Annotated in this window: 26 protein-coding genes; 13 read left to right on the forward strand and 13 right to left on the reverse strand. The window is 73.0% G+C overall.

Going from position 1 to position 25,510, the window contains the following annotated elements:
* The first annotated feature begins 30 nt into the window (after nt 1-30).
* On the forward strand, nt 31-909 hold the full coding sequence (locus H958_RS0115755) for a succinylglutamate desuccinylase/aspartoacylase family protein (RefSeq protein ID WP_051324334.1): 879 nt from the start codon (nt 31-33) through the stop codon (nt 907-909).
* On the opposite strand, the gene H958_RS0115760 is transcribed toward H958_RS0115755, so the two are convergent.
* The 3 genes from H958_RS0115760 to H958_RS37710 form a co-directional block, all read right to left on the reverse strand.
* Nucleotides 910-1,182: a hypothetical protein gene (locus tag H958_RS0115760; RefSeq protein WP_028059378.1), complete on the reverse strand. Its 273-nt coding sequence runs from the start codon at nt 1,180-1,182 to the stop codon at nt 910-912.
* Nucleotides 1,179-1,994, reverse strand: a complete 816-nt coding sequence (locus tag H958_RS0115765; protein ID WP_156028015.1) for a type IV toxin-antitoxin system AbiEi family antitoxin domain-containing protein — start codon at nt 1,992-1,994, stop codon at nt 1,179-1,181. The genes H958_RS0115760 and H958_RS0115765 overlap by 4 nt, the downstream gene beginning before the upstream one ends.
* A 121-nt stretch (nt 1,995-2,115) precedes the next feature.
* Nucleotides 2,116-4,014 (reverse strand): putative bifunctional diguanylate cyclase/phosphodiesterase, encoded by a 1,899-nt coding sequence (locus H958_RS37710; RefSeq protein ID WP_051324335.1) that lies wholly within the window; start codon nt 4,012-4,014, stop codon nt 2,116-2,118.
* A gap of 375 nt (nt 4,015-4,389) precedes the next feature.
* Between H958_RS37710 and H958_RS0115780 the strand changes: the two genes are divergently transcribed.
* Nucleotides 4,390-5,433, forward strand: coding sequence for a LacI family DNA-binding transcriptional regulator (locus H958_RS0115780; RefSeq protein WP_028059381.1), 1,044 nt, complete (start codon nt 4,390-4,392; stop codon nt 5,431-5,433).
* Between the two features lie 61 nt (nt 5,434-5,494).
* Here H958_RS0115780 and H958_RS37715 read toward each other — a convergent pair whose 3' ends face one another.
* Nucleotides 5,495-7,027, reverse strand: coding sequence for a M1 family metallopeptidase (locus tag H958_RS37715; RefSeq protein ID WP_051324336.1), 1,533 nt, complete (start codon nt 7,025-7,027; stop codon nt 5,495-5,497).
* 269 nt (nt 7,028-7,296) lie between these two features.
* Here H958_RS37715 and H958_RS47570 point away from each other — a divergent pair, with 269 nt between their 5' ends.
* Nucleotides 7,297-7,506: a hypothetical protein gene (locus H958_RS47570; RefSeq protein ID WP_196807384.1), complete on the forward strand. Its 210-nt coding sequence runs from the start codon at nt 7,297-7,299 to the stop codon at nt 7,504-7,506.
* Nucleotides 7,507-7,629: 123 nt separating this feature from the next.
* Here the strand turns inward: H958_RS47570 and H958_RS0115795 are convergent, their stop codons facing one another.
* Nucleotides 7,630-8,988 carry an HD-GYP domain-containing protein gene (locus H958_RS0115795; RefSeq protein ID WP_028059383.1) on the reverse strand — a complete coding sequence of 453 codons (1,359 nt, stop codon included), beginning with the start codon at nt 8,986-8,988 and terminating at the stop codon, nt 7,630-7,632.
* A 106-nt stretch (nt 8,989-9,094) separates the two neighbouring features.
* Between H958_RS0115795 and H958_RS0115800 the strand changes: the two genes are divergently transcribed.
* Together H958_RS0115800 and H958_RS0115805 are read left to right on the forward strand one after the other, a co-directional pair.
* A complete protein-coding gene (locus tag H958_RS0115800; protein ID WP_037410325.1) occupies nt 9,095-10,294 on the forward strand; it encodes a serine hydrolase domain-containing protein in 1,200 nt (399 codons plus the stop codon).
* Entirely contained in the window at nt 10,291-10,986 is a 696-nt protein-coding gene (locus tag H958_RS0115805) for a glutathione S-transferase family protein (RefSeq protein ID WP_028059385.1), read from the forward strand. Before H958_RS0115800 ends, H958_RS0115805 begins: the two co-directional genes overlap by 4 nt.
* Before the next feature lie 12 nt (nt 10,987-10,998).
* On the opposite strand, the gene H958_RS37720 is transcribed toward H958_RS0115805, so the two are convergent.
* Nucleotides 10,999-12,243: a cation diffusion facilitator family transporter gene (locus H958_RS37720; RefSeq protein WP_051324337.1), complete on the reverse strand. Its 1,245-nt coding sequence runs from the start codon at nt 12,241-12,243 to the stop codon at nt 10,999-11,001.
* Between the two features lie 55 nt (nt 12,244-12,298).
* On the opposite strand from H958_RS37720, the gene H958_RS47575 reads away from it, so the two are divergent.
* A complete protein-coding gene (locus H958_RS47575; protein ID WP_196807385.1) occupies nt 12,299-12,454 on the forward strand; it encodes a hypothetical protein in 156 nt (51 codons plus the stop codon).
* On the opposite strand, the gene H958_RS0115820 is transcribed toward H958_RS47575, so the two are convergent.
* Nucleotides 12,441-14,111 (reverse strand): cytochrome c biogenesis protein DipZ, encoded by a 1,671-nt coding sequence (locus H958_RS0115820; RefSeq protein ID WP_456064417.1) that lies wholly within the window; start codon nt 14,109-14,111, stop codon nt 12,441-12,443. The genes H958_RS47575 and H958_RS0115820 overlap by 14 nt on opposite strands.
* Before the next feature lie 55 nt (nt 14,112-14,166).
* Here H958_RS0115820 and H958_RS0115825 point away from each other — a divergent pair, with 55 nt between their 5' ends.
* Nucleotides 14,167-14,820, forward strand: a complete 654-nt coding sequence (locus H958_RS0115825; RefSeq protein WP_028059387.1) for a DsbA family oxidoreductase — start codon at nt 14,167-14,169, stop codon at nt 14,818-14,820.
* Between the two features lie 10 nt (nt 14,821-14,830).
* On the forward strand, nt 14,831-15,394 hold the full coding sequence (locus H958_RS0115830) for an HhH-GPD-type base excision DNA repair protein (RefSeq protein WP_028059388.1): 564 nt from the start codon (nt 14,831-14,833) through the stop codon (nt 15,392-15,394).
* Here H958_RS0115830 and H958_RS43445 read toward each other — a convergent pair.
* A complete protein-coding gene (locus tag H958_RS43445) occupies nt 15,365-16,009 on the reverse strand; it encodes a calcium-binding protein (protein ID WP_051324338.1) in 645 nt (214 codons plus the stop codon). The genes H958_RS0115830 and H958_RS43445 overlap by 30 nt on opposite strands.
* Nucleotides 16,010-16,019: 10 nt before the next feature.
* Nucleotides 16,020-16,445: a pyridoxamine 5'-phosphate oxidase family protein gene (locus H958_RS37730; RefSeq protein WP_037410327.1), complete on the reverse strand. Its 426-nt coding sequence runs from the start codon at nt 16,443-16,445 to the stop codon at nt 16,020-16,022.
* 49 nt (nt 16,446-16,494) lie between these two features.
* Between H958_RS37730 and H958_RS43450 the strand changes: the two genes are divergently transcribed.
* Nucleotides 16,495-17,586, forward strand: a complete 1,092-nt coding sequence (locus H958_RS43450; RefSeq protein WP_051324339.1) for a sensor histidine kinase — start codon at nt 16,495-16,497, stop codon at nt 17,584-17,586.
* Between the two features lie 4 nt (nt 17,587-17,590).
* On the opposite strand, the gene H958_RS0115850 is transcribed toward H958_RS43450, so the two are convergent.
* Nucleotides 17,591-18,583, reverse strand: a complete 993-nt coding sequence (locus tag H958_RS0115850) for a transglycosylase family protein (protein ID WP_028059389.1) — start codon at nt 18,581-18,583, stop codon at nt 17,591-17,593.
* 59 nt (nt 18,584-18,642) lie between these two features.
* On the opposite strand from H958_RS0115850, the gene H958_RS0115855 reads away from it, so the two are divergent.
* Together H958_RS0115855 and H958_RS37740 are read left to right on the forward strand one after the other, a co-directional pair.
* Complete coding sequence (locus tag H958_RS0115855) at nt 18,643-19,080, forward strand: DUF488 domain-containing protein (protein ID WP_028059390.1); 438 nt, start codon at nt 18,643-18,645, stop codon at nt 19,078-19,080.
* Between the two features lie 168 nt (nt 19,081-19,248).
* Nucleotides 19,249-20,712 (forward strand): GAF domain-containing sensor histidine kinase, encoded by a 1,464-nt coding sequence (locus H958_RS37740; RefSeq protein WP_156028020.1) that lies wholly within the window; start codon nt 19,249-19,251, stop codon nt 20,710-20,712.
* Nucleotides 20,713-20,932: 220 nt separating this feature from the next.
* On the opposite strand, the gene H958_RS0115865 is transcribed toward H958_RS37740, so the two are convergent.
* Nucleotides 20,933-21,868, reverse strand: a complete 936-nt coding sequence (locus H958_RS0115865; protein WP_028059391.1) for an ABC transporter substrate-binding protein — start codon at nt 21,866-21,868, stop codon at nt 20,933-20,935.
* A gap of 68 nt (nt 21,869-21,936) precedes the next feature.
* Between H958_RS0115865 and H958_RS37745 the strand changes: the two genes are divergently transcribed.
* Entirely contained in the window at nt 21,937-22,734 is a 798-nt protein-coding gene (locus H958_RS37745) for a queuosine salvage family protein (RefSeq protein WP_051324341.1), read from the forward strand.
* On the opposite strand, the gene H958_RS43455 is transcribed toward H958_RS37745, so the two are convergent.
* A complete protein-coding gene (locus H958_RS43455; protein ID WP_051324342.1) occupies nt 22,728-23,120 on the reverse strand; it encodes an FMN-binding protein in 393 nt (130 codons plus the stop codon). The genes H958_RS37745 and H958_RS43455 overlap by 7 nt on opposite strands.
* Nucleotides 23,120-24,310: a ferredoxin reductase family protein gene (locus H958_RS0115885; protein WP_028059392.1), complete on the reverse strand. Its 1,191-nt coding sequence runs from the start codon at nt 24,308-24,310 to the stop codon at nt 23,120-23,122. Before H958_RS0115885 ends, H958_RS43455 begins: the two co-directional genes overlap by 1 nt.
* Nucleotides 24,311-24,383: 73 nt before the next feature.
* Here H958_RS0115885 and H958_RS0115890 point away from each other — a divergent pair, with 73 nt between their 5' ends.
* Nucleotides 24,384-25,367: a hypothetical protein gene (locus tag H958_RS0115890; RefSeq protein WP_028059393.1), complete on the forward strand. Its 984-nt coding sequence runs from the start codon at nt 24,384-24,386 to the stop codon at nt 25,365-25,367.
* The last annotated feature ends 143 nt before the right edge of the window (nt 25,368-25,510 follow it).

The raw sequence follows: 25,510 nt of genomic DNA on the forward strand, positions 1-25,510 counted from the left end.
GCGCGTCGCGATCGTGGCAGGATCGCGCGCGTGATCACCCGGAAGACGCTGACGTTCGACCATCCCCTGCTGCGCGATCTCGAGCACCCGTGCTTCGAGGCGCGCGGCGCGCACGACGGCCCGCGGCTGACGCTCATGGCGGGCGTCCACGGCTGCGAGTACAGCTCGATCGCGGCGGCGACCCGTTTCATGCGCGAGCTCGACACCGCCGAGCTGTCGGGCACGATCGTGGCCTTGCCGATCGCGAGCCTGGAGTCCTTCCGCCGCCGTTCGCCGTTCGTGGTCCCAATCGACGGCAAGAACCTCAACCGCTCGTTCCCGGGCGACCCGGACGGTGGCTACACGGACGCGCTCGCCGCCGCGATCCTCCAGACGCTGATCGCGCCGGCCGACGCCGTGATCGACCTCCACGGCGGCGACATGGTCGAGTCGCTCGAGCCGTTCGCGATCTACGAGAGCGACGAGTCCGAGGCGCTCGCCCAGGCGTTCGGGCTGCCCTACGTGACGCGCGCGAAGGCGCCGTCGGGGATGACGTGCTCGGCCGCGGGCGGTCCCGCGATCATCGCCGAGGCCGGTGGCATCGGGCAGCTCGAGGAGGCGGCGGTGGAGCTGCTCGTGGACGGCACCCGCAATGCGCTGCGCCACCTCGGCATGCTCCCCGGCGGCGCCGAGCCCCGGTCGGTGACCACGCTCGGCGAGCACCGCTTCGTCAACGGCGTGCGCGGCGGCTGGTGGGAGACGGCGGTCGCGACCGGCGCGAGCGTGCGCGAGGGCGAGTCCCTCGGGGTCATCAAGGACCTGTTCGGCGACGTGGTCGAGACGGTCGCCTCGCCGCAGGACGGCGTCGTGCTGTGGCAGACCACCAGCCCGGCCGTCGGGGAGAACGGGCTGCTGCTCGGCCTGGCGTGATCAGGCGCCGTGCTTGAGCAGGTAGTCGATGTAGATCGGCCGCTGCGCCTCGACGCGCTCGTCGTCGTCGTCGAACAGCTCCATCACCTGCCGGCTCCAGTGCTCGGTCTGCTCGGCGCCCTGCTCGACGTCGCCCCCGGCCGCATCGGCGGCCGGCGTCTCCTGCAGCAGGCGCCAGAAGAAGCCCACGTCGAGGTGGCGCTTCGCGCGGCTGACCGCGCGGTCGTGGAGCTCTCGCGAAGAGAGCGCGTCGAGTTCCTCGAAGGTCGTCACGCGGGTGAGCCTAGGTCATCGAGGTCCTGGGCGGTGAAGCGGATGACGCCGAAGCCGGCGCGCTTGAGGCCCGCCTCGCGGATCGCGTCCTCGCGACGGGTGCGCAGGCGCGTGTGCCCGGGACCGTCGATCTCCACCACGGCGCCGGGCCACGCGAAGTCCACCTCGAAGCCCGCGATGCGCGTGTTGATCGCGGGCGGCGGGAGCTCTGAGACCAGCTCGAGGAACCGGTCCTCGAGGTCGCTCTTGGTGCCGGCGCCGTCGGCTTGCAGTGCCTCGAGGAGCCGGTGGAGCTTGCGGCGGCCGTTGGCGCGCTCGATCGCGGCGTAGGTGGAGATGCGGTCGAAGCGCTTGCGGAACGCGGCCTCGTGGATGACGTTGGCCAGCTGGGGCGCCGTGAGGGTGTCGGTGAGGTCGACGAGGGTCCGCGCCATGGTGGTGACGGGGATGCCGTCGTGGGTGGTGAAGTCGCGGGCGTGGAGGTGGCGGGTCCGCTGCACGCGAAAGCTCGCTCGCAAACGGCGATTGCCGGGCACGACGACGTGGATCTCGGGAACCTTCCGGCGCCACGCCTGCCACAGCTTCGCGGCGCTCAGGCCGGCGAGCACCGCGCCTTCGCCGGCGGCGAGGACCGCGGCCATGTAACGGCCCTTCTCGGAGAGCTTGGCGTGGCCGACGGCGTACACGCCGCGGTGAAGACGGTGCAAGGTGCCGGCGCTGACCCGCACGCTGAGCGCGGCGTGGGTCAGGCCCAGCGCGGCGAGCTGCGCCGCGGTGACCACTCCATGTTGGCGCGCGGCGAGCTTGGCCAACTGCGCATTAAGGGGCGCGGCAAGGGGTGTGCCACGTTTCTCAACTCCTGCTTGAGGTTCGTGGCGCACCCCCTGAATGTGCCACGCAAGCCGTTGCGTGTCTCGCGCGCTTCGTGCCGTTTCAGCCCATTCTCGGCCCGGGCATCCCGAACAGGAACCCCTGGGCGAACGGGCACCCCAGCTCGCGCAGCACGCGCGCCTGGACCACGTCCTCGACCCCCTCGGCGACGGCGTCGAGCCCGAGGGCGGCCGCGAGGGAGACGATCGCGGCGACGATCGCGGTGTCGCCGTCGGAGACGCCGAGCTCGGAGATGAACGAGCGGTCGATCTTGACGCCGTCGACCGGGTAGTCGCGCAGGTGGCCGAGCGACGAGTAGCCGGTGCCGAAGTCGTCGAGCACCAGGCCGGTGCCGAGCTTCTTGAGCTCGGCCAAGTTGCGGACCCCGGTCATCGGCGCGTGCAGCAGGATCGTCTCGGTCAGCTCGAGGTTCAGGCGCGCGGGCTCGAGCCCGGCAGACGAGAGGCACGACGACACCAGCGCGGCGAGGTCGGGCTGCGCGAGCTGGCGGCCGGAGAGGTTGACCCAGACGGTCGCGCCTGACGCCGCCGCTTCCTCGCACGCGCGCCGCAGGACCCAGGCGCCGATCTCGACGATCAGCGCCGACTCCTCGGCGACCGGGATGAAGTCCGAGGGGCTCGAGGTGCCGCCGTCGGGGCGGTCCCAGCGCAGCAGCGCCTCGTAGGCGATCGCGCGGTCGTCCTGCAGCGACACGATCGGCTGGAACGCGAGCCGGAGCTGCCCGAGCGAGAGCGCGCGCTCGAGCGTCTCGGCCGTGCGGCGGCGCTCGTCGGCGTGCCGGCGCAGGCGCGTGTCGAACACCTCCACGCGCGAGCGCCCCTCGGCCTTCGCGCGGTACGCGGCCGCGTCCGCGTCCGCGAGCAGCGCGTCGGGGCCGACGTCCTCGCTGCCCAGCGCGATCCCGATCGAGGCCGACATCCGGTGCTCGGCGCCGGACACGACGATCGGCTCGCGGATCGCCTCCTCCAGCCGCGCGCCCAGACCGACGGCGCCCTCCTCGGTGATCTCCTCGCAGACGACGACGAACTCGTCGCCCCCCAGGCGCGCGACCGTGTCCGCCGGCCGCACGGTTGCGGCCAGCCTTCGCGCGATCGCGATCAGCAGGTCGTCGCCGGCCGCGTGCCCGTAGACGTCGTTGACGCGCTTGAAGTTGTCGAGGTCGATGAACAGGACGCCCGCGTTCTCATGCGCTCGCGCCGCGCGCGCCAGGGCGTGCGTGAGACGGTCGTAGCAGAGCGCGCGGTTCGCAAGGCCCGTCAGCGGATCGTGCAGCGCCTCGTGCCGCATCCGCGTCTCGTCGCGCCGCCGCCACATCGCCGTGGCGAGCACCGTCGAGACCGCGCGGACGAAGCTCTGCGCGTCCTCGTCCAAGGCATCCGCGGGATGCACGGACACGGCGCCGTCCTCGTGCACGTCGACGCGCTCGATCGGGAGCGTCTCGAGCATCCGCTCGATCGCCTCGGCGGCCAGGTCGGCCGCGTCCGCCCCCGCCAGCGCGCGCTCGCCGAGCGCCGCGACGGCGGCCTGTTGCCCCGACTGCCGCGCCAACCGCGCCTCCGCCTCGCGCCGTTCGGAGATGTCGCGGCCGATCGCCAGCAGCAGCGGCCCGCCGTCGGTCTCGACGATCCCCCAGCTCATCTCGCCGATGAACTCGGTGCCGTCGGCCTTGAGCCCGTACGCGCGCAGCGTGAACCGCAGCGGATGCTCGGTCGAGAAGTACAGCTCCGCGTTGCGCGTGTACTGCTCGCGGCGGCGCTCTGGCCACAGGATCTGGATCGGCTGCCCGATCATCTCCTCGCGCGGGCGCCCGAAGAGCTCCTCCGCAAGTGCGTTGGCGAACACGATCCGCAGGCTGCGATCTGCGGCCACCGTGGCGTCGGGCAGGCCTTCGAGCACCGCGCGGAGCGCGGTCGGCGCGAGGAACAGCCCAGGTTCAGCCACTCGGTCGCAGCCTACGAGGCGCGGGTCCGCGACGGCAATGGGGCGCGTGCCCCATAGACGCCCGCGCCGATGCCTTCTCTGCTCCCGCGCGTCGAGCAGCGGGCCGCCATCGGGCTTGACAGATCCCCGATGAGGTGTACTGTATCGATTAAGTCTAGATCGATTCAGAACGGGAAAGGACAGCCATGATCGACCTCATCTACGGCCCCCGCGCAGTCGCCCGCCTCGCCCACTCGGCCCGGCCTGACGCGCCCGTCGTCCGGGACGCCGCCCCTGCTCGCGCGCGTACGCGGTCCGCCGCCGCCGCGCTCCTGCGCCGCGCCGCCGACCGTCTTGCGCCAGACGCCCGAGGACTCCCCGCGTAATGATGGAGGGGTGGGAGAGCGGCCCACCCTCCAGACCGTCGCGGATCGCCTGGGCGTCTCGCGCGCCACGGTGTCCAACGCCTACAACCGGCCTGACCAGCTGAGTCCCGCGCTGCGCGAGCGCGTGCTCGCCGCGGCGCGGGAGCTCGGCTACGCAGGCCCCGACCCGGCCGCGCGCGGGCTGCGGCTGCGCCGCACGGGCACCGTCGGCGTGCTGCTGGGGGAGTCGCTGACGTATGCGTTCACCGATCCCGCCGCCGCGCTGTTCCTCGAGGGCATCGCGCGCACCGGCGAGAAGCTCGGCACCTCGATGCTGCTGATCCCCTCGCCGGTCGGCGACGACGCGACCAGCGCCGTGCGCAACGCGGTCGTCGACGGCTTCTGCATCTATTGCGTCTCGAACTCGCGCCATCAGCTGAGCGCGGTGATCGAGCGGCGGCTGCCGACGGTGCTGATCGAGGGCGACCCGATCCCGGGCGCCGGGCGCGTGGACATCGACCAGCGCTCGGGCGCGCAGGCCGCCGCCGAGCACCTGCGGCAGCTCGGGCACGAGCGCGTCGGCATCCTCGCCGAGCGGCTGCAGACCGACGCCTTCCGCGGCTGGGTCAGCGACGAGCGGCTCGCCGGCGCGACCGAGCCGGTCAGCCGCGGCCGTGTGCTCGGCTACCGCGAGGCGTTCCCCGACGCGCCCGTGTTCGAGGCGCGCGGCAACCGCTTCGAGGCCGGCTACCAGGCCGCGGCGGAGATGCTCGACGCGCATCCCGAGCTCACCGCGATCCTCGCCGAGACCGACATGCTCGCGTTCGGCACCCAGCGCCTCGCGGCCGAGCGCGGGCTGCGCATCCCCGAGGACCTCTCGCTCGTCGGCTTCGACGACATCCCGCCGGCCGCGCGCAACGAGCCGCCGCTCACGACCGTCCGCCAGCCGCTCGCCGAGAAGGGCCAGGTCGCCTACGACCTGCTGCAGGAGCTGTTCGCCGGCGAGGCGCCGCGCAACGTCATGCTCCCCGTCGAGCTCGTCGTCCGCGAGTCGACGGCGCCGCCGCGCGCGTGATGGGGCCCGGCAGGGCGTTTCGACGGGTTCGGCCCGTCGAGCCCTGCCGGGCCCACTTCCGCTAGCGCTTCGCGCGTGCGAGCAGCGCCTGCTGCGGCGCGGCCAACGTGCGGGCGCCCGCGCCCGCGGGCGCGACGGTCCAGTCGGGATGCCCCGGCATCGGCGGCGTCTTGGTGCCGTAGACCCAGTCATTGAGGAACGCCGTCAGATCCTGCCCGGAGACCTTCGACGCCAGCGCGATGAAGTCCTGGGTCGAGGCGACGCCGTCGCGATGGCGCGACACCCATGCGCGCTCGAGGCGCTGGAACGCGGCATCGCCGATCTGCTGGCGCAGCGCGTAGAGCACGAGCGCCCCGCCCCAGTAGACCTGGACGCTGAACAGCTGGGACGCCTCGCCGCTCAGCGGCCGGCCCACGGGCCCGTCCTCGGCGCGCAGCAGATCGCTGATGTTGTAGACGGCCCGCATCGTGTCGTCGAAGCCCGGGATGCCGATGTCCTCCCCGAGCTCCCCATGCTCGGCCGCCCACGACCACTCGTACCAGGTCGCGTGACCCTCGTTGAGCCAGACGTCGTCCCAGGAGTACGGCGCGACGCTGTCGCCGAACCACATGTGCGACAGCTCGTGCACCATCGTCGGCTCCCAGATGCCGCGCCCGCCATAGGTGCCGTCGAACCAGGGTTTGTCGAACAGCGACAGCGTCTGCGTCTCGAGCGCGAAGCCGAGCGTCGCGTCGACCACCAGCGAGCCGTACGCGTCGAACGGGTAGTCGCCGACGTGATCCTTCATCCAGTCGAGATGCGTCAGCTCGGTCGGCAGCTTGTCCGACAGCAGCGTGGCGAGGCTCGGCGCGATCGCGTCGCGCACGATGATCCCGTCGTGGACGCCGCGGCTGATCGTGTCGTAGCGGCCGACCGCGAGCTGCAGCAGCTCGGTGGCCATCGGCTGGCGCTGCAGGAAGGCGTACCGCGTGCGGCCGCCGGAGGTGGTCTGCGAGACCTTGACGCCGTTGGCGATCGCGGTCGTGCCGGCCGGGACGTCGAAGCGGATGGTGAACGAGGCCTTGTCGCGCGGGTGGTCGTTGGACGGCAGGAAGACGTGCGTGCTGTCGGGCTGGCCGGCGGTCGCCGAGCCGTCGGGCGTGGTGAAGAACGCCGTCGACAGCAGCACGTTCGGATCCGGCTCGCGCGGGTGGGCCGTGTAGTGCGAGACCTGGACGACGAACGCGCGCCCATCGGGCAGCGGCGCGCGCGGCGTGATGACCAGCTCCTCCCCGTCGCGGGCGAACGTCGCGGCGCGGCCATTGACCGACACGCTCCCGACCGAGTCGCCTGCGAAGTCGAGGTCGAAGCGCGACAGCGACTGCGTGGCGCGCGCCAGGATGGTGACGGTGCCGTCGATGCCCTGGGCCGGCGACGCCGTCGCATAGCGCAGGTCGAGGTCGTAGTGCTGGACGTCGTAGCCCCCGTTGCCGAGCGTCGGGAACAGACGGTCGCCGATTCCGGCAGAGCCGGGTGACGGGCGCTGGGACGCGCTCGCCGACGCCGGCAATGCGAGCGCCATCAGCGCCGCGAGACAGATGAAGAACCCTCTCATCCGCGGGACCCTATGCGTTCTGCCGATGCTCAGTGGAGCGTCACGGTCGCTTCGCCGACAGAGTGTCAGCCGCACCGCGCGGTCGCAAACTTGAGCCGACGCCGGACCCGGATGCCGCGACGTCGGCGCCCAGCTGTGGGATCCGCCGGCGCCCGCGTGGCTCGACGAGCCCGGCGACCCGTGGTGCTCGTGACGTGCTCGACCGACTACGAGGGCGACGAGCGGCTCGCGGAGACCGCGGTCCAGGCGCCGTGGTGTGCCACGGCGGCATGGGCATCGTGCAGAAGGCGATCGCGGCCGCGGGTGTCGCGGTGCCGCTCAAGCGCCTGAGCGCGGAGCGGCTGCGTCCCGCGGCGGAGTCCGCGTCCCGGCGACTGCGCGCCGGCGGCGGCCCGGATTCCTTCGCCGATGCCGCCGAGGAGTTGGCGGCAGGCTCGGGACTAGTACTTGAAACCCATGATGCGCTCCTTCGCGGGTAGGGGTGCGCAGCACCTTCGAAGGTGCCGCGTTGCAGGTATTTTCGCTGTCGGCTGCGACCGTGACAGCGGGCTTGATGCCTTCATCGGTCGCCTCGCGCGCCCGCTGAAGGCCTGTAAACGGAATTACCCCGTTCTGGGGAGTAGCCGTCGCCGGTGGGCGTAGCGCTGGACGCGGCGCCCGAAGCCGAGCTCGGCCTCGAAGTCCGCGTCGTCGCCGTGGCGGAACGACAGATCGCCCGACATGAGCAGGCCGGCGAACAGCTCGACGACCTCGCCGTCGAGCTGCTTCCCGGCCACGCGGCGCAGCTCCGCGATCGCCGCCTCCGAGGAGACCGGCTTGCGGTAGGAGTCGCGCGCCGTCATCACGTCATACGTGTCGGCGACGGAGATCAGCCGCGCGGCCTCGGGGATCTCCTCGCCCTCGAGGCCGCGCGGGTAGCCGTTGCCGTCCCAGCGCTCGTGGTGGCTGAGGATGATGTCGGCGACCGGCGCGTACCCGTCGATCCGGCGCACGATCCGCGCGCCGTCGGACGGGTGGCGCTGGACGACCTTGCGCTGCTCCTCGGTCAGCCGCGAGCTGGCGAGCAGGATCGAGTCCGGGAAGGCGAACTTGCCGACGTCGTGCAGGAGCCCGGCGGTGTGCACGACCTCGAGCTCGGACTCCGACCAGCCGAGCGCCTCCGCCATCGCGCCGGCGTAGCGAGCGACGGCGGCGGAGTGGCGCGCCGTCATCCGGTCGCGCAGCGCCAGCGTCTCGATCATCGTCGTGAGCAGCCCGATCTGCATCGCGGCGAGGCGCTCGGCCCGCTCGCGCGAGAGCAGCAGCTGCGTGAGCAGGTACTGGAAGACGACCAGCACGACGACCATCAGGACCATCGCCGCGACGCCGGTGCGCACGTACACGGCGGCGACGAGCGCGCACAGCAGCGCGCTGATCAGCTCGCTCGGCAGCACCGGGACGAAGATCGCGCGGAACTCGTGCGCGAGCGGCTTGCGCTCGTGGAAGCAGTGGTCGCCCGCGATCATCAGGAAGTCGAGCAGGATGGTCACCATGAAGACGGCGAGCACGAGCAGCGGGAAGCCCGCGCCCTCGAGCGAGATGCCGAACGTGTCGATCGCCCACCGCGACAGCAGGCCGCCGACGAGCGGGAACGTCGCGAACGTCGCGACGTTGGTGACCAGCCGCGGCAGCGGGTTGCGCGCGCGGACGTGATCGGCGAGCACCGAGGCGACGCCGATCGCCGCCGCGGGCGCCGGCCCGAGCAGCGTCATCGCGAGCACCAGCGCCAGGAACGAGCCCGAGATCCGCTGGCCCTCGTGGCTGACGGCGAACAGGTCGCTGCCGAGCGCGAGCGCCGTCAGGACCGCCACGAGCCCGGCCGGCTCCCAGTCCGAGCCGGTCGAGCTGAGGGCGGCGATGGCCGCAGCCACGACCAGCAGCGCCCCCTCCGCCGCGACCAGCGCTGTTGATGGCTTCGACATCGAAGCCGCATTTTGCACGCCGCGGGGGCTCGGCAGTCTCGATGTCGGCCCGCTGACGGGGACGGCCGGCGGCGGCGACCGGCCCAGCTTGGGAAGATGCCGGGGAATGGACGTGGAGCTTGATCCGGCCGAGGCCGGGTTCGACGCCGGGCGGCTGGCGCGCATCGACCGCCATTTCGTGCGCTACGTGGACGACGGGCGGCTGGCCGGCTGGCTGGCGGTCGTCGCGCGGCGGGGGAAGGTCGTCCACGTCGCGCAGGCGGGCGTGCGCGACGTCGAGTCCGGCGCGCCGGTGGAGCACGACACGGTCTGGCGCATCTACTCGATGACCAAGCCGATCACGTCGGTGGCGGCGATGATGCTCTATGAGGAGGGCGCCTTCGAGCTCAAGCAGCCCGTCGCGGACTTCATCCCGGCGTTCGCGGACGCGCGCGTGTTCACCGGCGGCTCCGAGCTCAAGCCGGTGACCGAGCCGCTGACCGAGCCGGTGCGGATGTGGCATCTGCTGACGCACACGTCCGGACTCACCTACGGGTTCCACTGGGCGCATCCCGTCGACGCCATCTACCGCCGCAAGGGGTACGAGTGGAGCACGCCGCCCGGCCTGGATCTCGCGGCCTGCTGCGAGCAGTGGGCGGCCATGCCGCTGCTGTTCCAGCCCGGCAGCGAGTGGAACTACGGCGTCTCGACCGACGTGCTGGGCCGCGCCGTGGAGGTGATCTCCGGACAGACGCTGGACGCCTTCTTCCGCGAGCGCATCTTCGCGCCGCTCGGGATGGACGACACCGGCTTCACCGCCCCGGCCGGCCGGCTGGCCACGCTCTACGGCCCGGGGCTCGTGCGCGACGACGCCCTCGGCGAGCTGATCATGCGCGCGCCAGACGCGTTCTTGGGCGGCGGCGGGCTGGCTTCGACGGCCGCCGACTACCAGCGCTTCGCGACGATGCTCCTCAACGAGGGCGAGCTCGACGGCGTGCGGCTGCTCGGCGCGCGCACCGTGCGCTACATGGGGCGCAACCACCTGCCCGGCGGCGCCGACCTCGAGCAGTACGGGCGCCCGCTGTTCTCGGAGACGACCTACGACGGCGTCGGCTTCGGGCTCGGCTTCTCGGTCGTGCTCGACCCCGCTGTCAACCGCGTGCTCTCATCGCCCGGCGAGCTCGCCTGGGGCGGCGCGGCGAGCACGGCGTTCTGGATCGACCGCCAGGAGGCGATCACCGTCCTGTTCTTCACGCAGATGCTGCCCTCCAGCACCTACCCGCTGCGCACGCAGCTGCGCCAGCTCGTCTACCAGGCGCTCGTATGAGGGCGGTCCTCTACGGCACGCCGGGCTCGCACCCGTCGATGAGCGCGGAGCTGATGCTGCGCCACAAGGGCGTGGCCTACCGCCGCCGCGACCTGCCCAACATGACGCACAAGCCGCTGCTGCGGCTGATGGGCTTCGGCGCCCGCACGGTGCCGGTGATGACGCTCGACGGGCGGCGCGTGACGACGACCATGCGCATCGCCCGCGCCCTGGAGGCGGCGGTGCCGCAGCCGGCGATCCTGCCGGTCGACGAGGCGCTCGAGCGGTGGGCCGACGACGACCTGCAGGAGTGCGTGCGCGCCCTCGGCCGCTGGGGTGCGGTGCGCGATCCGGCCTCGATGGCGACCTTCCTCGAACGTCCCGTGCTCGGCATGCCGCCCGGCGCGGTCAAGGCGTCGCTGCCGGTCGTGGGACGGCTGACGGCGCTGCAGATGAAGGTGCCCGACGACGTCGCGCTGGCGCAGCTCGCCGTGCTCCCGGGCCACCTGGACCGTGTGGACGCGCTGCTGGCCGACGGGACGATCGGCGGCGAGCGGCGCAACGCGCTCGACTTCCAGATCGCTCCGTCGGTGCGGTTGGCGATGGCGTTCGACCAGCTCCGCGAGGAGATCGCGGCCCGGCCGGCGGGAGCGTTCGCGGTGCGCGTCTGCCCTGAGTTCGCCGGCCGCTTCGGAGCCGTGCTGCCCGCGTAGGGTTCGCGCGGACTAGCTGATCTCCATGCGCGACACGAGCCCGTCGCGGAACTCGTAGGTGTGGGTCACATGCGTGTCGGACAGCAGCTCGCCGTCCGGCGTGCGCACGACCTGATGCACCTCGACCGCCGTCCTGCCGTCCGGCAGCTCGGTGATCGCGACCGGCTCGACGTGCCCGTCGATCTGCGTGAACTGGTTCGTCCAGTACTCGCGGACCGCCGCGCGCCCGTGCACGCGGCCGCCCGTCATCCCGTTGGCCCAGTCGACGTCGTCGGTCAGGTGCTCGAGGACCGCCTCGATGTCGCGCGCGTTGAACTTGGCGTAGAGGTCGCGGAGCATCCCGTCATCATATGCAACTCGTAGGTTGCGCACAGGGGTCAGGTAGAGGCGCGCGATGAACGGCACGTCGCGCAGGACGTCGTCGCGCACGCGCTCGAGCGTCGCGGGGATGTCCGAGCAGTCGACCACCACGTCGGCGGCGACGAGCGCCTCGCGCGGCCCGAGGTAGACCGACTCCATCTGGCGTACGGCAACGATGCCGTCCTGCCGCAGCAGGCGGTCGCGGACCCGCTCGGCGATCCGCGGCGAGACCGCCTGGTTGGCCAGCAGCGCGCGGTTGCGGCTCGACAGCCGCACGGCGACGTAGGACAGCAGCCCGCCGATCATCAGCGAGGCGACGGCGTCGGGCCATTCCAGCCCGGTGGTCTTGTGCAGGATCAGCGCGACCAGCGCGAGCGCTGCGCCGAGCACGTCGATCGTGTCCTCGAGGTAGATCGTCGTGACCGTCGGATCCGGGCTCTCGCGCAGGAGCTGGCGCATCGAGATGCCCAGGCGCGAAGCCTGCCGGCGCAGCGTGCGGATCGCGACGATGCGGCTGGAGCCGTCGAGCACGAGCGCGATCACGAGGACGGCCACGCCGACCCAGAAGGACTCGAGCTCGGGCGGGTGGAGCAGCGCCCGGATGCCCTGCCAGATCGAGACGGCGCCGCCGACCACGAACATGCCGACGGCGGCCAGCAGCGCCCAGTAGTAGCGCTCCGGGCCGTAGCCGAGCGGGTGCGACGGGTCGGCCGGGCGCCCGCTGCGGCGCACGGCGATCCAGAGCAGGATCTCGTTGCCCGCGTCGGCGATCGTGTGCAGCGTCTCGGCGAACAGCGCCGCCGAGCCCGTGAGCGCCGCGGCGACGCCCTTGGCCACGGCGATCGCGGTGTTCGCCGCCAGGGCGGCGAGGACGCTCAGCAGGCTCTCGTCTTGCACCTGCCGACCATGATGGCGGTGCGCGGGAATAGGCCCGCGGCAATGGCGGCCCGACATGATCCTGCGCGAGACGTGCGAGTTCGCGTTGGTGTACGTCTCCTTCGGCTCGATCGCGCCCGGCATCGGGTTCTTCCCCGACCTGTACCGCCGCGCGATCGACGCGCTGGCGTGGCTGCCGATCCGGCTGCTCGTGACCGTTAGCCGAAGGTGAACGCGTAGCCGGCGACGCCGCTCGAGAAGCGCAGGGCGATCGTGTGCGTCTCCAGCTTCGGCGCCGAGAAGAGGTGGTAGAGCTTCTGCGACGTGATGCGGAGCGTCGTGGTGGGCCTGCCGTCGACGGCGACCTTCACCGTGCCGTCGCCCCGCGCCGGCGGCGAGAGCACGAGGTAGACGTCCTTGCCGGCCACGCGGCCGGTCAGGGACGCGTTCGCGCCGGCGGTCGCCGCCTCGCCGGTGAGCGTCCACGTCCCGCCGAAGGAGAAGTGGCTGAGCGGCAGCTGCCCGCTGTACGGCGTGTAGGTCTTCGTGCCGGCCGTGCTCTTCGCGGGCAGGAAGCGCTCGGCGCGGGCCAGCCCGAGGTAGGTCTCCGGCGTCGCCTGTGCGGCGGGGTCGTAGGTGCGGTCCGGCTTCGCGTCGCCACCGAGCCTCGCGGCGCCCGCCTCCTGCAGGAGCGACCGGATCGCCGCCTCCGTCTTGTCGTAGTCGCCCTCGCCGAAGCCGGCATAGCGAACGTGCCCGCGTGCGTCGATCAGGTACTCGGCCGGCCAGTACTGGTTGCTCCACGCGTCCCAGGTGCCCATGTCGTTGTCCTGGGCGACCGGGTAGCGGATGCCGTCCTGCGCGATCGCGCGCTCGACGTTGGGCGTCTCCTTCTCGAACGAGAACTCCGGCGAGTGCACGCCGACGATCGTCAACCCGTCGCCGCGGTAGGCCCGGTCCAGCGCCGTGAGGTGCGGGAGCGTGCGGATGCAGTTGATGCACGTGTAGGTCCAGAAGTCGATCAGGACGACGCGGCCGCGCAGCGAGGCCAGCTTCAGGGGACGGCTGTTGAGCCAATGCGTGATGCCCGCGAACTCCGGCGCCGGCCCGTAGTCGGGCAGCCCCGAGGACTTCACGCGCGCGGCGTGGGCGAAGCGCGACTCCGGCCGCAGCTCCGTCAGCCGGCTCGCGACCGCGCCGGAGTCCTCCAGCGACTTCGTCGGGTTCACGACCGCCGCCGGGAGGTGGTTCGCGATCGCCGATTGGAAGCGCACGTCGAGCTGGAGCGCCATCGCCACCGCGGTGAGCACCATCACCCCGCCGAGCACGCGCTGCAGCGACGGCCCGCGCGGCACGCGGGCCAGGACCGCCCGGCCCGCGAGGGCCAGCACGAGCAGGACGACGGCGCTGCCCGCGGCGTAGGCCAGGCCGACCGGCAGCGTGCGCCCGGAGGCCGCGCCGACCGACACCACGGCGGCGAGGATCGGCCCGGCGCACGGCGCGTAGACGAAGCCCAGCGCGGCGCCGACGGCGATCCCCGACCAGAAGCCGCGGCCGACCGTGCGCGGCCCGAACCGCGCCAAGCGCGAGAGCGGCGCCTCGAGCCGCGCGGCCACGGCGGGCATCGCGATCAGCAGGCCGAACGCCAGCAGGACCGCGATCGCGACGTCGCGCGTGGCAGAGTCCCCCAACCCGACGCCGTCGACGACCGTCGCGAGCCCGACGATCGTCCCCGTGAAGGTGACGGCGAGCCCCAGCACGATGCCCAGCGGACGCCGCCGCCCACCGGTCGCGCCCGCGCTCAGCAGCGCCGGGAGGACGGGCAGCACGCAGGGGCTCACGGCGGTGCCGGCGCCGGCCACGAACGCGAAGAGGACGAGCAGGGCGATGCCCGATCGTACGCACGCTCAGGCCGGTTGGATCAACGCCTTATGCTGAATTTCGATGGCGTTCATGATCGAGATCTGGTCCGACGTCGTGTGCCCCTGGTGCTACATCGGGAAGCGACGCATGGAAACGGCGCTGGAGCGCTTCGAGCACCGCGGCGACGTCACCCTCACGTGGCGCTCGTTCGAGCTCGACCCGGCGGCCGAGCGCGACCCCGAGGGGGCGCCCGCCGAGCGGCTGGCGTCCAAGTACGGCATGAGCGTCGAGGAGGCCGCGGCCCGGCAGGCGCAGATCGCCGCGCTCGCCGCCGAGGAAGGGCTCGAGTACCACATGGAGCTGACGCGCGGCGGGAACTCGTTCGACGCCCACCGGCTGATCCAGCTCGGCAGGGAGCGCGGGATCCAGGACGCCGTCAAGGAGCGCCTGATGCGCGGCTACTTCACGGAGGGCGCGCGCATCGGCGATCCGGAGACGCTCGTGAGGCTGGCTGTCGAGGCGGGGCTTCCGGAGGCCGAAGCGCGCGCCGTGGTCGAGTCCGACCGGTACGCCGACGCGGTCCGCGAGGACGAGGAGCTCGCCCGCCGCATCGGCATCAACGGCGTCCCGTTCTTCGTGCTCGGCCGCCGCTACGGCGTCTCGGGCGCGCAGCCCGCCGACGTCCTGGTGCAGGCGCTCGACCAGTCCTGGTCGGCGCTCGGCGAGGCGGCGTAGTCTCCCGCACGTGACGCCGCCAGACCGACTGCACTTCACCGACGACGACGCCGCCAACGCGCTGATCGCGACCGACCCCTTCGCGCTTCTGGTCGGCTTCGCGCTCGACCAGCAGGTGACGGTGATGAAGGCGTTCGCCGGCCCGCTGGTGCTCAAGGAGCGCCTCGGCACGCTCGATCCCGCCGCGGTCGCCGCGGCCGACCTCGAGCCGCTGTTCCGCCAGGTGCCGGCGATCCACCGCTTCCCGGGCGCGATGGCGGCGCGCGTGAAGGAGCTCGCCCAGTACATCGTCGACAACTACGACGGCGACGCCGAGCGGGTGTGGACCGACGCGAGCACGCCGGAGGAGTTGCGCGCGAACATCGCGGGGTTGCCCGGCTTCGGCGAGATGAAGATCAAGTCGCTCGGCGCGGTGCTGGCCAAGCGGTTCGGCGTCGAGCATGCCGGGCCGCTCGTCCCGTGGCACCCGACCCTCGGAAACGTCGACTCGCGCGACGCGCTGCGCGAGTATCAGGCGCTCAAGAAGGTCCATAAGGCCGAGTGGTCATCCGCGGCGGGCCCGCCGGCTGCGTAGCGACGCCTTCTCGCCCGGCTTCTTGCAGTCGCCGTCGGGCTTGGAGCCGAACGCGCAGAAGTGCCGCACGCGCTCGCAGTTGCGGACCGTGTAGGCGCTGCTCTGCCAGCGCGTCTGCGCGTAGTCGTGGTCGCCGGGCCCGCAGTCGATCAGCCCGTGGCCGTAGTAGGCGATGATGCGGTCGTTCCCCGTCCCGCCGTAGAGGTTGTTCTTGCCGTGGCTGGGATAGAGGAAGTCGTTGCCGTCGCCTCCGCGCAGGACGTCGGTCTGGTTGCTCGTGTTGCCGTCGAGCTCCCAGTCGCCCCACAGGACGTCCTTGCCGGCGCCCCCGACCACGATGTCGTCGCCGTGGTGGCCGAGCAGCTCGTCGTTGTCGGCTGTCCCGGTGCGCTGATGGTCGCCGCTGTCGAGCACCTTCCACAAAATCCCGGTGATCGGCGGCCAGCCCTTGTGCGAGACGTTGCCGGTTCCGGCGCCGCCAGGCGTCTGGCGCCCGTTGCCCTCGCCGCACTGCTCGCCGGCCTTCGGCGGGCCGCAGCGGCCCTCCTGGTCCTGGGCGAACGCGGGCACGGCGAGGCCGGTGGCGAGCACCAGCGCCAGGGCGAGCTTGAACATGAGAGCGAGACTAACCGCTCCACCAGAGCACGTGCACGGGATCCAGGCGCAGCAGCGGACCGCGCGGCGGCCGCTCCTGGTAGGCGGGATAGCGGGCCGCGAGGGCGGCGACGACGTCATCGCGCAGCTCGAGCACGGCAGCGTTCGCGACGACCTGGATCCACGCCAGCCGCGTCCAGTCGTCGTCGTAGCGGTCGACGGTCAGCGCGCACGCCGGGCACGCGCGCAGCCGCCGCACGCGCGCGAGCTGCTCGCCCGTGCGGCGCTTGGGCTTGTCGTCGACCGCGCTCCACAGCGCCTCGCCGATGCGCGCGAACGTGACGGGCTGCACGCGCGGGCGGCCGGACTCGTCGAGCAGTCCCAGGTGCCCGACCGGCCGCTCCACCAGCAGTGCCTGCGCCCAATCGGGCGCTTCGCTGAGCGAGGCGGCCGCCATCGGCGTCCACGGTAGCCGCCCGCATCCCGGCGTAAGTAGCATCGATCGGGTGAGCGCCACCCGCCTCCGTGGTCCCGATCTCCTGCGCGCCGTCGCGGAGGGGACGGCCGGCGCCGTGGGCGAGGAGTTCCTGCGCTCGCTCGTCCGCAGCGTCGCGGAGGCGTTCGGCTCCAAGCTCGTCTTCGTCGGCGAGGCCCACGACGCGCACGTGACGGTCGTGGCGGGCTACTTCGACGGCGAGTTCATCGGCCCCTTCGGCTACGACACCGAGGGCCAGCCGTGCGCGCTGATCACCGAGTACCCGGTGGTGGCGATCCCGGAGGCGCTGACGGCCGCGTTCCCCGAGGACGTCGCCGCCGCCGACCTCGGGCTGGAGAGCTATCTGGCGGTCTGCCTGCGCGCGTCGGACGGGCGCCATCTCGGCCACCTCGCGGTGCTCGACTCGCGCCGGATGGAGGCCGAGGACGACGACCTGGCCGCGCTGCGCATCTTCGCCGCGCGCGCCGCGGCCGAGCTCGAGCGCCGCGCGCAGGCGGCCGAGCTGGAGGCCTCGCGGGCGCGCGTGGTGGCCGCCGCCGACGCCGAGCGCCGCCGCGTCGGGCGGGATCTGCACGACGGCGCGCAGCAGCGGCTGCTCGCCGTCTCGAACCTCCTCCGCGTCGCGCGCAAGCAGGTCGACGGGCCGGGGCGCGAACTGCTCGACACCGCCGCCGAGGAGCTCCAGCTGGCGCACGCCGAGCTGCGCGAGCTCGCGCGCGGGCTGCACCCCGTCGCGCTCGCCGAGCGCGGGCTGCCGGAGGCGCTCGCCTCGCTGACGGCGGCCGCGACCGTCCCGGTCGAGCTCGAGGTGAGCGACGAGGAGCTGCGCGAGCCCGTCGCCACCGCCGCGTACTTCCTCGTCGCGGAGTGCCTCGCCAACGCCGTCCGCCACGCGTCGGCGCGCGGCATGGCGGTGCGCGTGCAGCGCTCCGCCGAGGCGCTCGAGATCGAGGTCGCCGACGACGGCATCGGCGGTGCCGACCTCACCGCCGGCACCGGCCTGCGCGGGCTGGCCGACCGGCTGGACGTGCTCGGCGGCCGGCTCTCGCTCGACAGTCCGCCGGGCGCCGGCACCCGCGTCCGCGCGACGATCCCGCTCTGACGGGCTAGAGCTCGCCGACGAGGCTCGCGCAGACCCAGTTGCGCGCGCCCGCGCCGCCGTTCCAGAGGCGCCCGGCGAGCCGGTCCTGCTCGGCCTTGGATGCCTGGTAGGCGTGCGCGGTCGAGCCGCCCAGGCCCTTCCAGGTCGAGTCGAGCATCTGGTAGTAGCCGGAGGCGGTCGCGTAGTTGGGCGGCAGGTTCTGCCCGCCCGACTCGCACTGCACGATCGGCCACGGGATCGCCCACGGGCCGCCGGGACCGGCCACGCTCGCGGCGCGGGCCCGGGCGGCGAGCAGCCGGCTCAGCTCCTTCTCGGCCGAGCGCCGGCGCGAGCGCACGTGCGAGAGCGCGGCGAGCCGGGCGGCCTTGGCGCGGGCGAGCGTCTGGCGGCGGGCCTGCAGGCCGGCGGTCATCGTCGCGAGCGCGTCGCGGCGCGCGCGCACTGCGGCGGCGGCCTTCTGCCGGCGCACCTCCAGCGCGGCCAGCTGGACCTGCTCGCGGCCCGCCTCGGCGCGCGCGGCGCGCACGATGTCGAGCACGTTGGTGTCCGCGCGCTCGACGCGGCGCACGAACGCGAGCGTCTCGAGCAGCTGCGGGAAGCCGTCGCTGTGCAGGACGACCGTGAAGACGTCGGGGTGGTCGCCCATGTAGCGCTCGCGCAGCAGGCCGGCGAGCTTCTCGCGCACCTGGGCGAGCCGCTGCCGCAGCCGCGCCACGCGCCTGCGGGCGGCGTCGAGCTGCGCCTGCGTGGTGGCCAGGCGCGTCTCGGCGGCGGTCGTCGCGGCCTGGGCGGCGGCGAGCCGGCCTTCGAGCAGCGTGACCTCGCGCGCGGTCTCGCGCTCGAGCCTCCCGAGCCTGGCGGCGGCGGACGCCAGCGAGCGCTCCTGCGCCTTGCCGGCGCCGATGCGGTTGCGCAGCGTGCCCTCGCTCTGCGCGTGGGCGGGACGGGCCGACAGCGCGACGGCGAGCAGCAGGATGGGGACCAGGCGGCGAGGCAACGGCCGGGTGACGCTAGCGCCGGGGCGCCTCGAGGCCTGCAAGCGTACTGTCAGAGGGGATGCCGAAGCTGTGGACGATCGGGTACGAGCGGCTGCTCCCGGCCGAGCTCGTGGCAGAGCTCGAGGCCGCCGGCGTACGGCGGGTGCTGGACGTGCGCTTCCGGCCGCAATCGCGCCGGCCGGGGATGTCCAAGACGCGGCTCGGCGAGCTGCTCGGCGCATACGGGATCGCGTACGAGCACCGCAAGCCGCTCGGGACGCCGCCCGACCTGCGGGTGCTCTTCCACCAGGGCAAGGTCGCCGAGGCCGCTCCCGCGTTCCGCACGCACGTGGAGGCGACGGCGGGCGACCAGCTCGACAGGCTCGCCGCCGAGCTCGACCACGGGCCCCCGACCGCGCTCCTGTGCCTGGAGGCCGACGCCTCGGTCTGCCACCGGCGCGTGCTCAGCGATGCGCTGCGCGAGCGCCGCCCGCGGCTCGTGGTCGTGGACCTGTAGTCGTATAGGGGCGCCTACACCGCTGAATAGTCTTTCTTGACCGAGGGGGCTTCGCCGGAGAGATTCGTATCGGCGTGTGCCCCTGTATCGGCGTCGGGGGCACACGATCTCCTCCGCAAGGACGCGACAGGGGCGACGGGCGATCGCCCCCGATAGCGTCTATGTCTCATGTCCGCCACCTCGAGGCGTACGAGGACGGTGCCGGGGCCGCTTCCGCCCACCGCGCTGCGCGGCCTGCTGGACGCCACGCCGGCCGCCGTGGGCTGCTTCGACGCCGCCCTGCGGACGGTCTATGCGAACACGGCGTTCACGATGGCGACCGGCCTGCAGGCCGGCAGCGTCGTCGACGACGACCAGCGCGACCTGGCGCCGGCGCTCAAGGAGATGGTGGCGGGGTCCTCCGCGCCCCGCCGCGTGCGGCTCGGCCGCGCGCGGATGCCGGTCTCGGGCACGCTCTTCCGGCTCGACGACGCCTACATCGGCATGGTGCTCGACGCCGGAGCCCACGAGGCGCTCGCGGCGCTGGCCGACGAGCAGTCGGCGTTGCGGCGCGTCGCCGTGCTGGTCGCCGCGGGCTCAGAGCCGGAGGAGATCTTCACCGCCGTCGCGGAGGAGGTCGGGCGCCTGCTCGGCGGCAAGTCGGCCGCGACGATCCGCTACGACGGCGACCTCGCGTGGACGGTGGGGCGATGGAGCGAGGGCGAGACGCGCGGCTTCGCCGTCGGGACCGCCGTCCCGCTGGCCGACAGCGAGGGGCTGACGGCGATCGTCGCGCGCACGGGCGAGCCGGCGCGGATCGACGACTACGCCGGCGTCAAGGGGCACGCCGCCGAGCTGATGCGCCAGAACGGCTACCGCAGCGCGGTCGCGGCGCCGGTCGTGGCGGGTGGGCGGACGTGGGGCCTCGTGCTCGTCGCGTCCTCGACGGGCTCGCTCGGCCAGGACGCCGAGCGCCGCCTTGCGGGCTTCACCGAGCTGCTCGCGCTCGCGCTGGAGAGCGCCGAGACGCGCACGCAGCTCAACGCCTCGCGCGTCCGCATCCTCGAGGCCGGGATCGCGGAGCGGCGCCGCCTGGAGCGCAACCTGCACGACGGCGCGCAGCAGCGGCTCGTCGCGCTGGCGGTCCAGCTGCGCGTGCTGCAGAAGCGCGTCGAGGACCCGGAGCTGGCGCGCACGCTGCTGAGCGCCGCGTCGGAGGAGCTCGAGCAGGCACTCGGCGAGCTGCGCGAGCTCGCCCGCGGCCTGCATCCCGCGGTCCTCGCGGACCGCGGCCTCGCGCCCGCGCTGGAGACGCTCGCGTCGCGCTCGCCGCTGCCGGTGATCGTCGAGGGCGTGCCACAGGAGCGGCTGGCCATGGCGCTCGAGGCCGCCGTCTACTTCGTCGTCGCCGAGAGCCTCACCAACACCGTCAAGCACGCGGAGGCAACCGAGGTGCATGTGCAGATGGCATGCACGAGCGGCGAGGTGATCGTGGAGATCGCCGACAACGGCCACGGCGGCGCCGATCCCGCGGGCGGGTCGGGCTTGCGCGGGCTCGCAGATCGCGTCGAGGCGCTCGGGGGAAGGCTCGCGGTCGAGTCGAGCCCGGGCAGCGGGAGCGTCGTGCGCGCGCAGCTGCCGCTGTCGGAATGACGCCCATTGCGGGGTGTGCTGACATCCGCGGTTGCGGGATTCGCGCATTCGCGCAATCCTGTGCGCATCGACACGAGCGATCCGCCGGACAGTCTAAGGACATCGTCCACTTGCGGCGGGATAACCGCTTGAACCTGGCTCTACAGCCTGGCGGCCGTTAGGCCCCCATATTGAACGGAGGCAGCCCGGGTGGGTGACAGCACCCGGGCGCCCCGCACGCTCAGCGCAGGGTGAAGTCGAAGCTCTTCGCGACGTCGGGCCGCTGCTTCACGAGCCCGATGCCGGCGTCGAAGTCCGCCCAGCGGTCGAGCACGCCCCGGTCGAGCTCGAGGCCCGGCGCGAACACGGGCAGCACCGCGTCGAGCTGGGCGCGCACGAGCGCGGTGTCCTTGGTCTCGGCGGCACGGGCGATCATCGAGACTGCTCCGCCCGGGTCGCGGCGCGTGGCGTCGAGCCCGCCGGCGATCGCCGCGAGCGCGCCCTTGATGCGATCGCGGTGCTTCTTCAGCGTCGCGCCCGAGGTGATCAGCACCACCTCGGGATACGGCGGCGCGCCGTAGTCCTCGACGCGGAACTCCTTCACGTCCAGGCCCGAGCGCTTGAGCGCGACGCCCTCGGCGTTCCAGAACGCGGGCACCGCGTCGACGCGCTTGGTCAGCAGCCGGCTGACGGCGGCGAAGCCGATCGTGACCTGCCTGATCTTGGAGACGTCCCCGCCGTCGTGCTCGACGATCGCCTTCAGGAACGCCGGATCCGACGGCAGGCCGGAGACGCCGACCGTCTTGCCCGCGAGCGCCCGCGGGCGGGAGATGCCCGGCTGCGCGACGAGCGCGGCCAGCGGCTTGCCGACCAGCGCCGCGACGCCGACGACGTCGACACCCTGCTGGCGCGCGATCGCGAGGTCGTGGATGTCGGCGACGCCGAGATCCACCTTCCCGCTCGCGACGAGCTTGAGCGAATCCGGCCCGGAGCCCGGCTTGCGGATCCGGAGGCTGATGCCGTGCGACGGCGCCTTCGCCGCCTCGTAGATCGGGGCGTGGACGGGATTGGGAGTGAAGTCGAGCGCGATCGTGACCGGCTGCGCGCCCGGGGAGGCGGAGTCCGAGCCGCAGGCGGCCGCGAGGAGCGCGAGGATGGCGACGACGACCAGACGCATGCGGGCAGCACCGTAGCCTGTCCGCCGTGCCGGGCTTGTGCGAAAGCGTGCGTCGCCATTGCGCGGCCGTGGCCGGGTCGGCCCGCGACGTGACGATCGACCCGTCCGTCGAGGTCGCCGCCGGGGGCGTCAGCGGGCTCGACGCCGCGCTGCACTTCCTCGAAGGCGAGCCGGAGGACGTGGCGCGCTACGTGCTGATCCTCGACGCGATCAACTTCGGCTCCGGCTGGTTCGCCGCGCTCGGCACCGACACCAACGCGCTGACCGAGCGGCTGACCGCGCACACGCGCGCCCGCGGCGCTCCTTGGAGTGCGTTCGAGCTGCGCGCGCTGACTCCGGCGGACGTCGGCGCGGCGCTCGGGCTCGACCCGGCGTACGAGCTCACGCGCCTGTACGCCGAGGGGCTGGTCCAGCTCGGGTTCTGGCTGGGCGAGCGCAGCGTGATGTCGCGCCTCGGCGACTCCGCGGAGGCGCTCGCGGAGGATCTCGCCGCGATGCCGTTCCTCGCCGACCGCGGCTTCTACAAGCGCGCCCAGATCGCGGCCCACGACCTGCACCTCGCCGGCGTCGTCAGCTTTCCCGACATCGGCCGGCTGACGGTCTTCGCGGACAACCTCGTCCCGCACGTCCTGCGCTCGGAGGGCGTCCTGCGCTACTCGGACGAGCTCGCCGCGCTCGTCGACGAGGGCGTCGAGCTGCCGGCCGGCAGCCGCTACGAGCAGGAGATCCGCGCGTGCGGCGTGCACGCGTGCGAGCTGATCGCGCGGCGGCTGGAGGTCGCACCGGCGCTGCTCGACAACTGGCTCTGGAACCGCGGGCTCGAGCTGCCCGGCCGGCCGCACGTCACGCGCACGACGTTCTATTGAGCGGCGCGCGCCTTGTCGATCGCCGCCTGAAGCGAGTCCTTGTAGCTCTCGCTCGTGTAGGTCGCGCCGGAGACCACGTCGAACCTGGCGCTGCCCGCGGCGAGCGCCCGCCGGCGCAGGATCGGCTCCGCGCGGGCGTTGAGCGCCTGCGTGTGCGCGCCAGCGCCGGTCAGGATCAGCGTGCGGACGTCGGCGAGCCTGCCGTGCCTCATCACGACGCCGACCTGGATCGCCGAGAAGGGCGTCGTGAAGATCGGGCCGGCGACGACGTCGCCCGGTGCCTTCGCGGCCGGGCGCTTCGGCGGCGCCGGCGGGTGCGTCTCGTAGCGCGCCAGCCAGATCACGGCGGCGGCGGTCACGACCAGCGCGGCGATCGCGCGGCGCATCAGAGCGCGAACCGCTCCGTGACGATCCGCCGCACGCCCGCCGCACGCAGGCGCGCGCGCATCGCGTCGACCATCTCCGGCGGGCCGCAGACGTAGACGTCGCGCTCGGCGATGTCGGGGACGAGCGCGAGCAGCCCGTCGCGGTCGCCGCCGACGACATAGTGGACGGAGAAGCCGCGCGCGGCAGCCAGCGCGTCGAGCTCGTCGCGCAGGATCACGTCCTCGGCGCGCGGCGCGCGGTAGACGACGACCAGGTCGCCCGGCATCTCCTCCAGCAGCGCGCGGATCGGCGTGATGCCGGCGCCGCCGGCGATCAGCGCCGCCCTCGGGCGGCGCCGTGCCGCCCTCGTGAACCCGCCGAACGGCCCGTCGGCGAGCACGCGCGTGCCGGGGCGCAGGTCGCGCAGGCCGCGGCTGTGGTCGCCCACGCCCTTGACGGTGATGCGCGCACCGTGCCCGTCCGGCGTCGCCGACAGCGAGAACGGATGCGCCTCGAACCAGCGCCCGCGGGTGAGGAAGCGCCAGCGGAAGAACTGGCCGGGGCGCGCGCGCAGCCGCCCCGCCAGCTCGATGTTGACCACGCCCGGTCCGGCGTCGACCACGCGCTCGACGCGCAGCGGACGCGCCCGCGCGTAGCGCCAGACGATCGCGGCGAGCGTCACCCCGTAGAGCGCGTACCAGTACGTCCGGGCCACGGAGTCGCCCACGAACTCGGTGCCGGTCGCGAGCTGGTGGCTGAACGCGAGCACGATCGCCAGGTAGGTGTACAGGTGGATGAAGTACCACGTCTCGTAGCGCAGCCGGCGCCGCAGCGCGGAGGCGATCACGACCCCGATCAGGATCGCCAGCCCCGCCGTCGCCGTGATCACGCCCGGGAACTCCTCGATCAGCCGCCGCGCCTGCGCGAGGAGCCCGCTGTCGTCGGACCTGGCGTAGCCGGTGGTGATCAGCACGGTGTGGGCGATCAGCAGCCACAGGACCGCGTGGCCCGCCCAGCGATGCCACGCGGACGTCCGCGGCCCGCGCGCCAGCACCAGCAGCTCGACGAGCGAGAGGTAGGCGCCGAGCAGGCCGGTGAGCCGGCCCAGGCTCGTCAGCGGCTCATCGTGCAGCCCACCGCCGTGCAGCCACAGCGCCACCACGGCCACGGCGTTCGCGAACCCGAGCAGCGCGAGCATCCGTGGCACCATCGGGCGGATCTTAGGCGGCTCTTAGCCGCTGCTGAACGTGCCTTGCGATGGTCGCGGCTACGTTGGGGCCGCGATGCAGACTTCCCTCCGCGTCGTGATCATCGGCGCTTCGGCGGCCCTTTCCTTCCCTGGGGCCGCCGAAGCGGCCGCCTTCCGCGATCGCGTGATCTCCAGGGCCGGGCCGACCGCCCGCGCGGCGCAGATCCAGGGCGTGACCAAGCGCTGGCCGGCGGCCGAGACGACGATCCCCGTCACCGTCGCGAGCAGCTTCAAGGGCGATCCCAACGTCGCGGGCACGTACGCGGCGTTCATCGGCACGCTCCCGCACGGGTCGGAGATCGACAGCCTCAAGCTCGCCGTCGTGCCGGCGGCGGAGATCAACGGCGACTGCGGCGGCCAGGACGGCGACGGCATCCTGGCCTGTTACTCGGGCGACGACCAGACGATGATCATCCCCGGCGATCCGCCGCCGGACTCGACGGTCTCGGTCGACTACGTGATCGCGCACGAGTACGGGCACCACATCGCGCGCCATCGCTCCAACGCGCCGCTGTCGGCGCTCGACTTCGGCCCCAAGCGGTGGTCCTCGTACGAGCTCGTGTGCGACAAGGCCGACGACAACAAGGTCATGCCCGGCGACGAGGGGCAGAACTACGCCTACAACCCCGGCGAGGCGTGGGCGGAGACCTACGCGCGGCTGGTCTTCCCCGAGCAGGCGTGGCGGCTCGCCCCGGTGCTCGCACCGGACAAGGGGGCCTACCTCGCGGCCGCGGCAGACGTGTTCCAGCCCTGGACGCGGCGCACCAGCACGACGCTCAGCGGGAGCGGCACGAAGACGTTCAGGCTGCCGGTCACGCTCGACGGCGCCTTCACGCTGCAGGCCTCGCGCACGCCGGCGCAGATCGTCGTCAAGTCGGGCTCCCAGCTCGCGGAGCGCGCCGTCGGGCGCAAGCGCATCCACTACTCGATCGCCTGCCGCGACAAGGGCACGGAGACCCTGCGGATCACGGTCAAGGCCACCGGCAGGTACACGCTGAAGGCGACCTACGCCGGCTGATCCGCCGGCGGGGTGACTCACTCCACTCTCCGGGGTGATGAGGCGAGCGGCCGCGCGGACTTAGTGTTCGACTCGACCCGCCCGACCGCACGGAGGCCCCTGATGATCCACTCAATCCATCCCGCCGTCGCCCGCGCCCAGGC

Source organism: Candidatus Solirubrobacter pratensis, from assembly GCF_000425945.1.
GTDB lineage: Bacteria > Actinomycetota > Thermoleophilia > Solirubrobacterales > Solirubrobacteraceae > Solirubrobacter > Solirubrobacter pratensis.

Excerpts from the sequence above, each read along its gene's own strand:
- H958_RS37715 (WP_051324336.1), bottom strand. The coding sequence starts at position 7,027 with ATGAGAGGGTTCTTCATCTGTCTCGCGGCGCTGATGGCGCTCGCATTG.
- H958_RS47570 (WP_196807384.1), top strand. The coding sequence starts at position 7,297 with ATGGGCATCGTGCAGAAGGCGATCGCGGCCGCGGGTGTCGCGGTGCCG.
- H958_RS0115795 (WP_028059383.1), bottom strand. The coding sequence starts at position 8,988 with ATGTCGAAGCCATCAACAGCGCTGGTCGCGGCGGAGGGGGCGCTGCTG.
- H958_RS0115800 (WP_037410325.1), top strand. The coding sequence starts at position 9,095 with ATGGACGTGGAGCTTGATCCGGCCGAGGCCGGGTTCGACGCCGGGCGG.
- H958_RS0115805 (WP_028059385.1), top strand. The coding sequence starts at position 10,291 with ATGAGGGCGGTCCTCTACGGCACGCCGGGCTCGCACCCGTCGATGAGC.
- H958_RS47575 (WP_196807385.1), top strand. The coding sequence starts at position 12,299 with ATGATCCTGCGCGAGACGTGCGAGTTCGCGTTGGTGTACGTCTCCTTC.
- H958_RS0115825 (WP_028059387.1), top strand. The coding sequence starts at position 14,167 with ATGGCGTTCATGATCGAGATCTGGTCCGACGTCGTGTGCCCCTGGTGC.
- H958_RS43445 (WP_051324338.1), bottom strand. The coding sequence starts at position 16,009 with ATGTTCAAGCTCGCCCTGGCGCTGGTGCTCGCCACCGGCCTCGCCGTG.
- H958_RS37730 (WP_037410327.1), bottom strand. The coding sequence starts at position 16,445 with ATGGCGGCCGCCTCGCTCAGCGAAGCGCCCGATTGGGCGCAGGCACTG.
- H958_RS0115855 (WP_028059390.1), top strand. The coding sequence starts at position 18,643 with ATGCCGAAGCTGTGGACGATCGGGTACGAGCGGCTGCTCCCGGCCGAG.
- H958_RS37740 (WP_156028020.1), top strand. The coding sequence starts at position 19,249 with ATGTCCGCCACCTCGAGGCGTACGAGGACGGTGCCGGGGCCGCTTCCG.
- H958_RS0115865 (WP_028059391.1), bottom strand. The coding sequence starts at position 21,868 with ATGCGTCTGGTCGTCGTCGCCATCCTCGCGCTCCTCGCGGCCGCCTGC.
- H958_RS43455 (WP_051324342.1), bottom strand. The coding sequence starts at position 23,120 with ATGCGCCGCGCGATCGCCGCGCTGGTCGTGACCGCCGCCGCCGTGATC.
- H958_RS0115885 (WP_028059392.1), bottom strand. The coding sequence starts at position 24,310 with ATGGTGCCACGGATGCTCGCGCTGCTCGGGTTCGCGAACGCCGTGGCC.
- H958_RS0115890 (WP_028059393.1), top strand. The coding sequence starts at position 24,384 with ATGCAGACTTCCCTCCGCGTCGTGATCATCGGCGCTTCGGCGGCCCTT.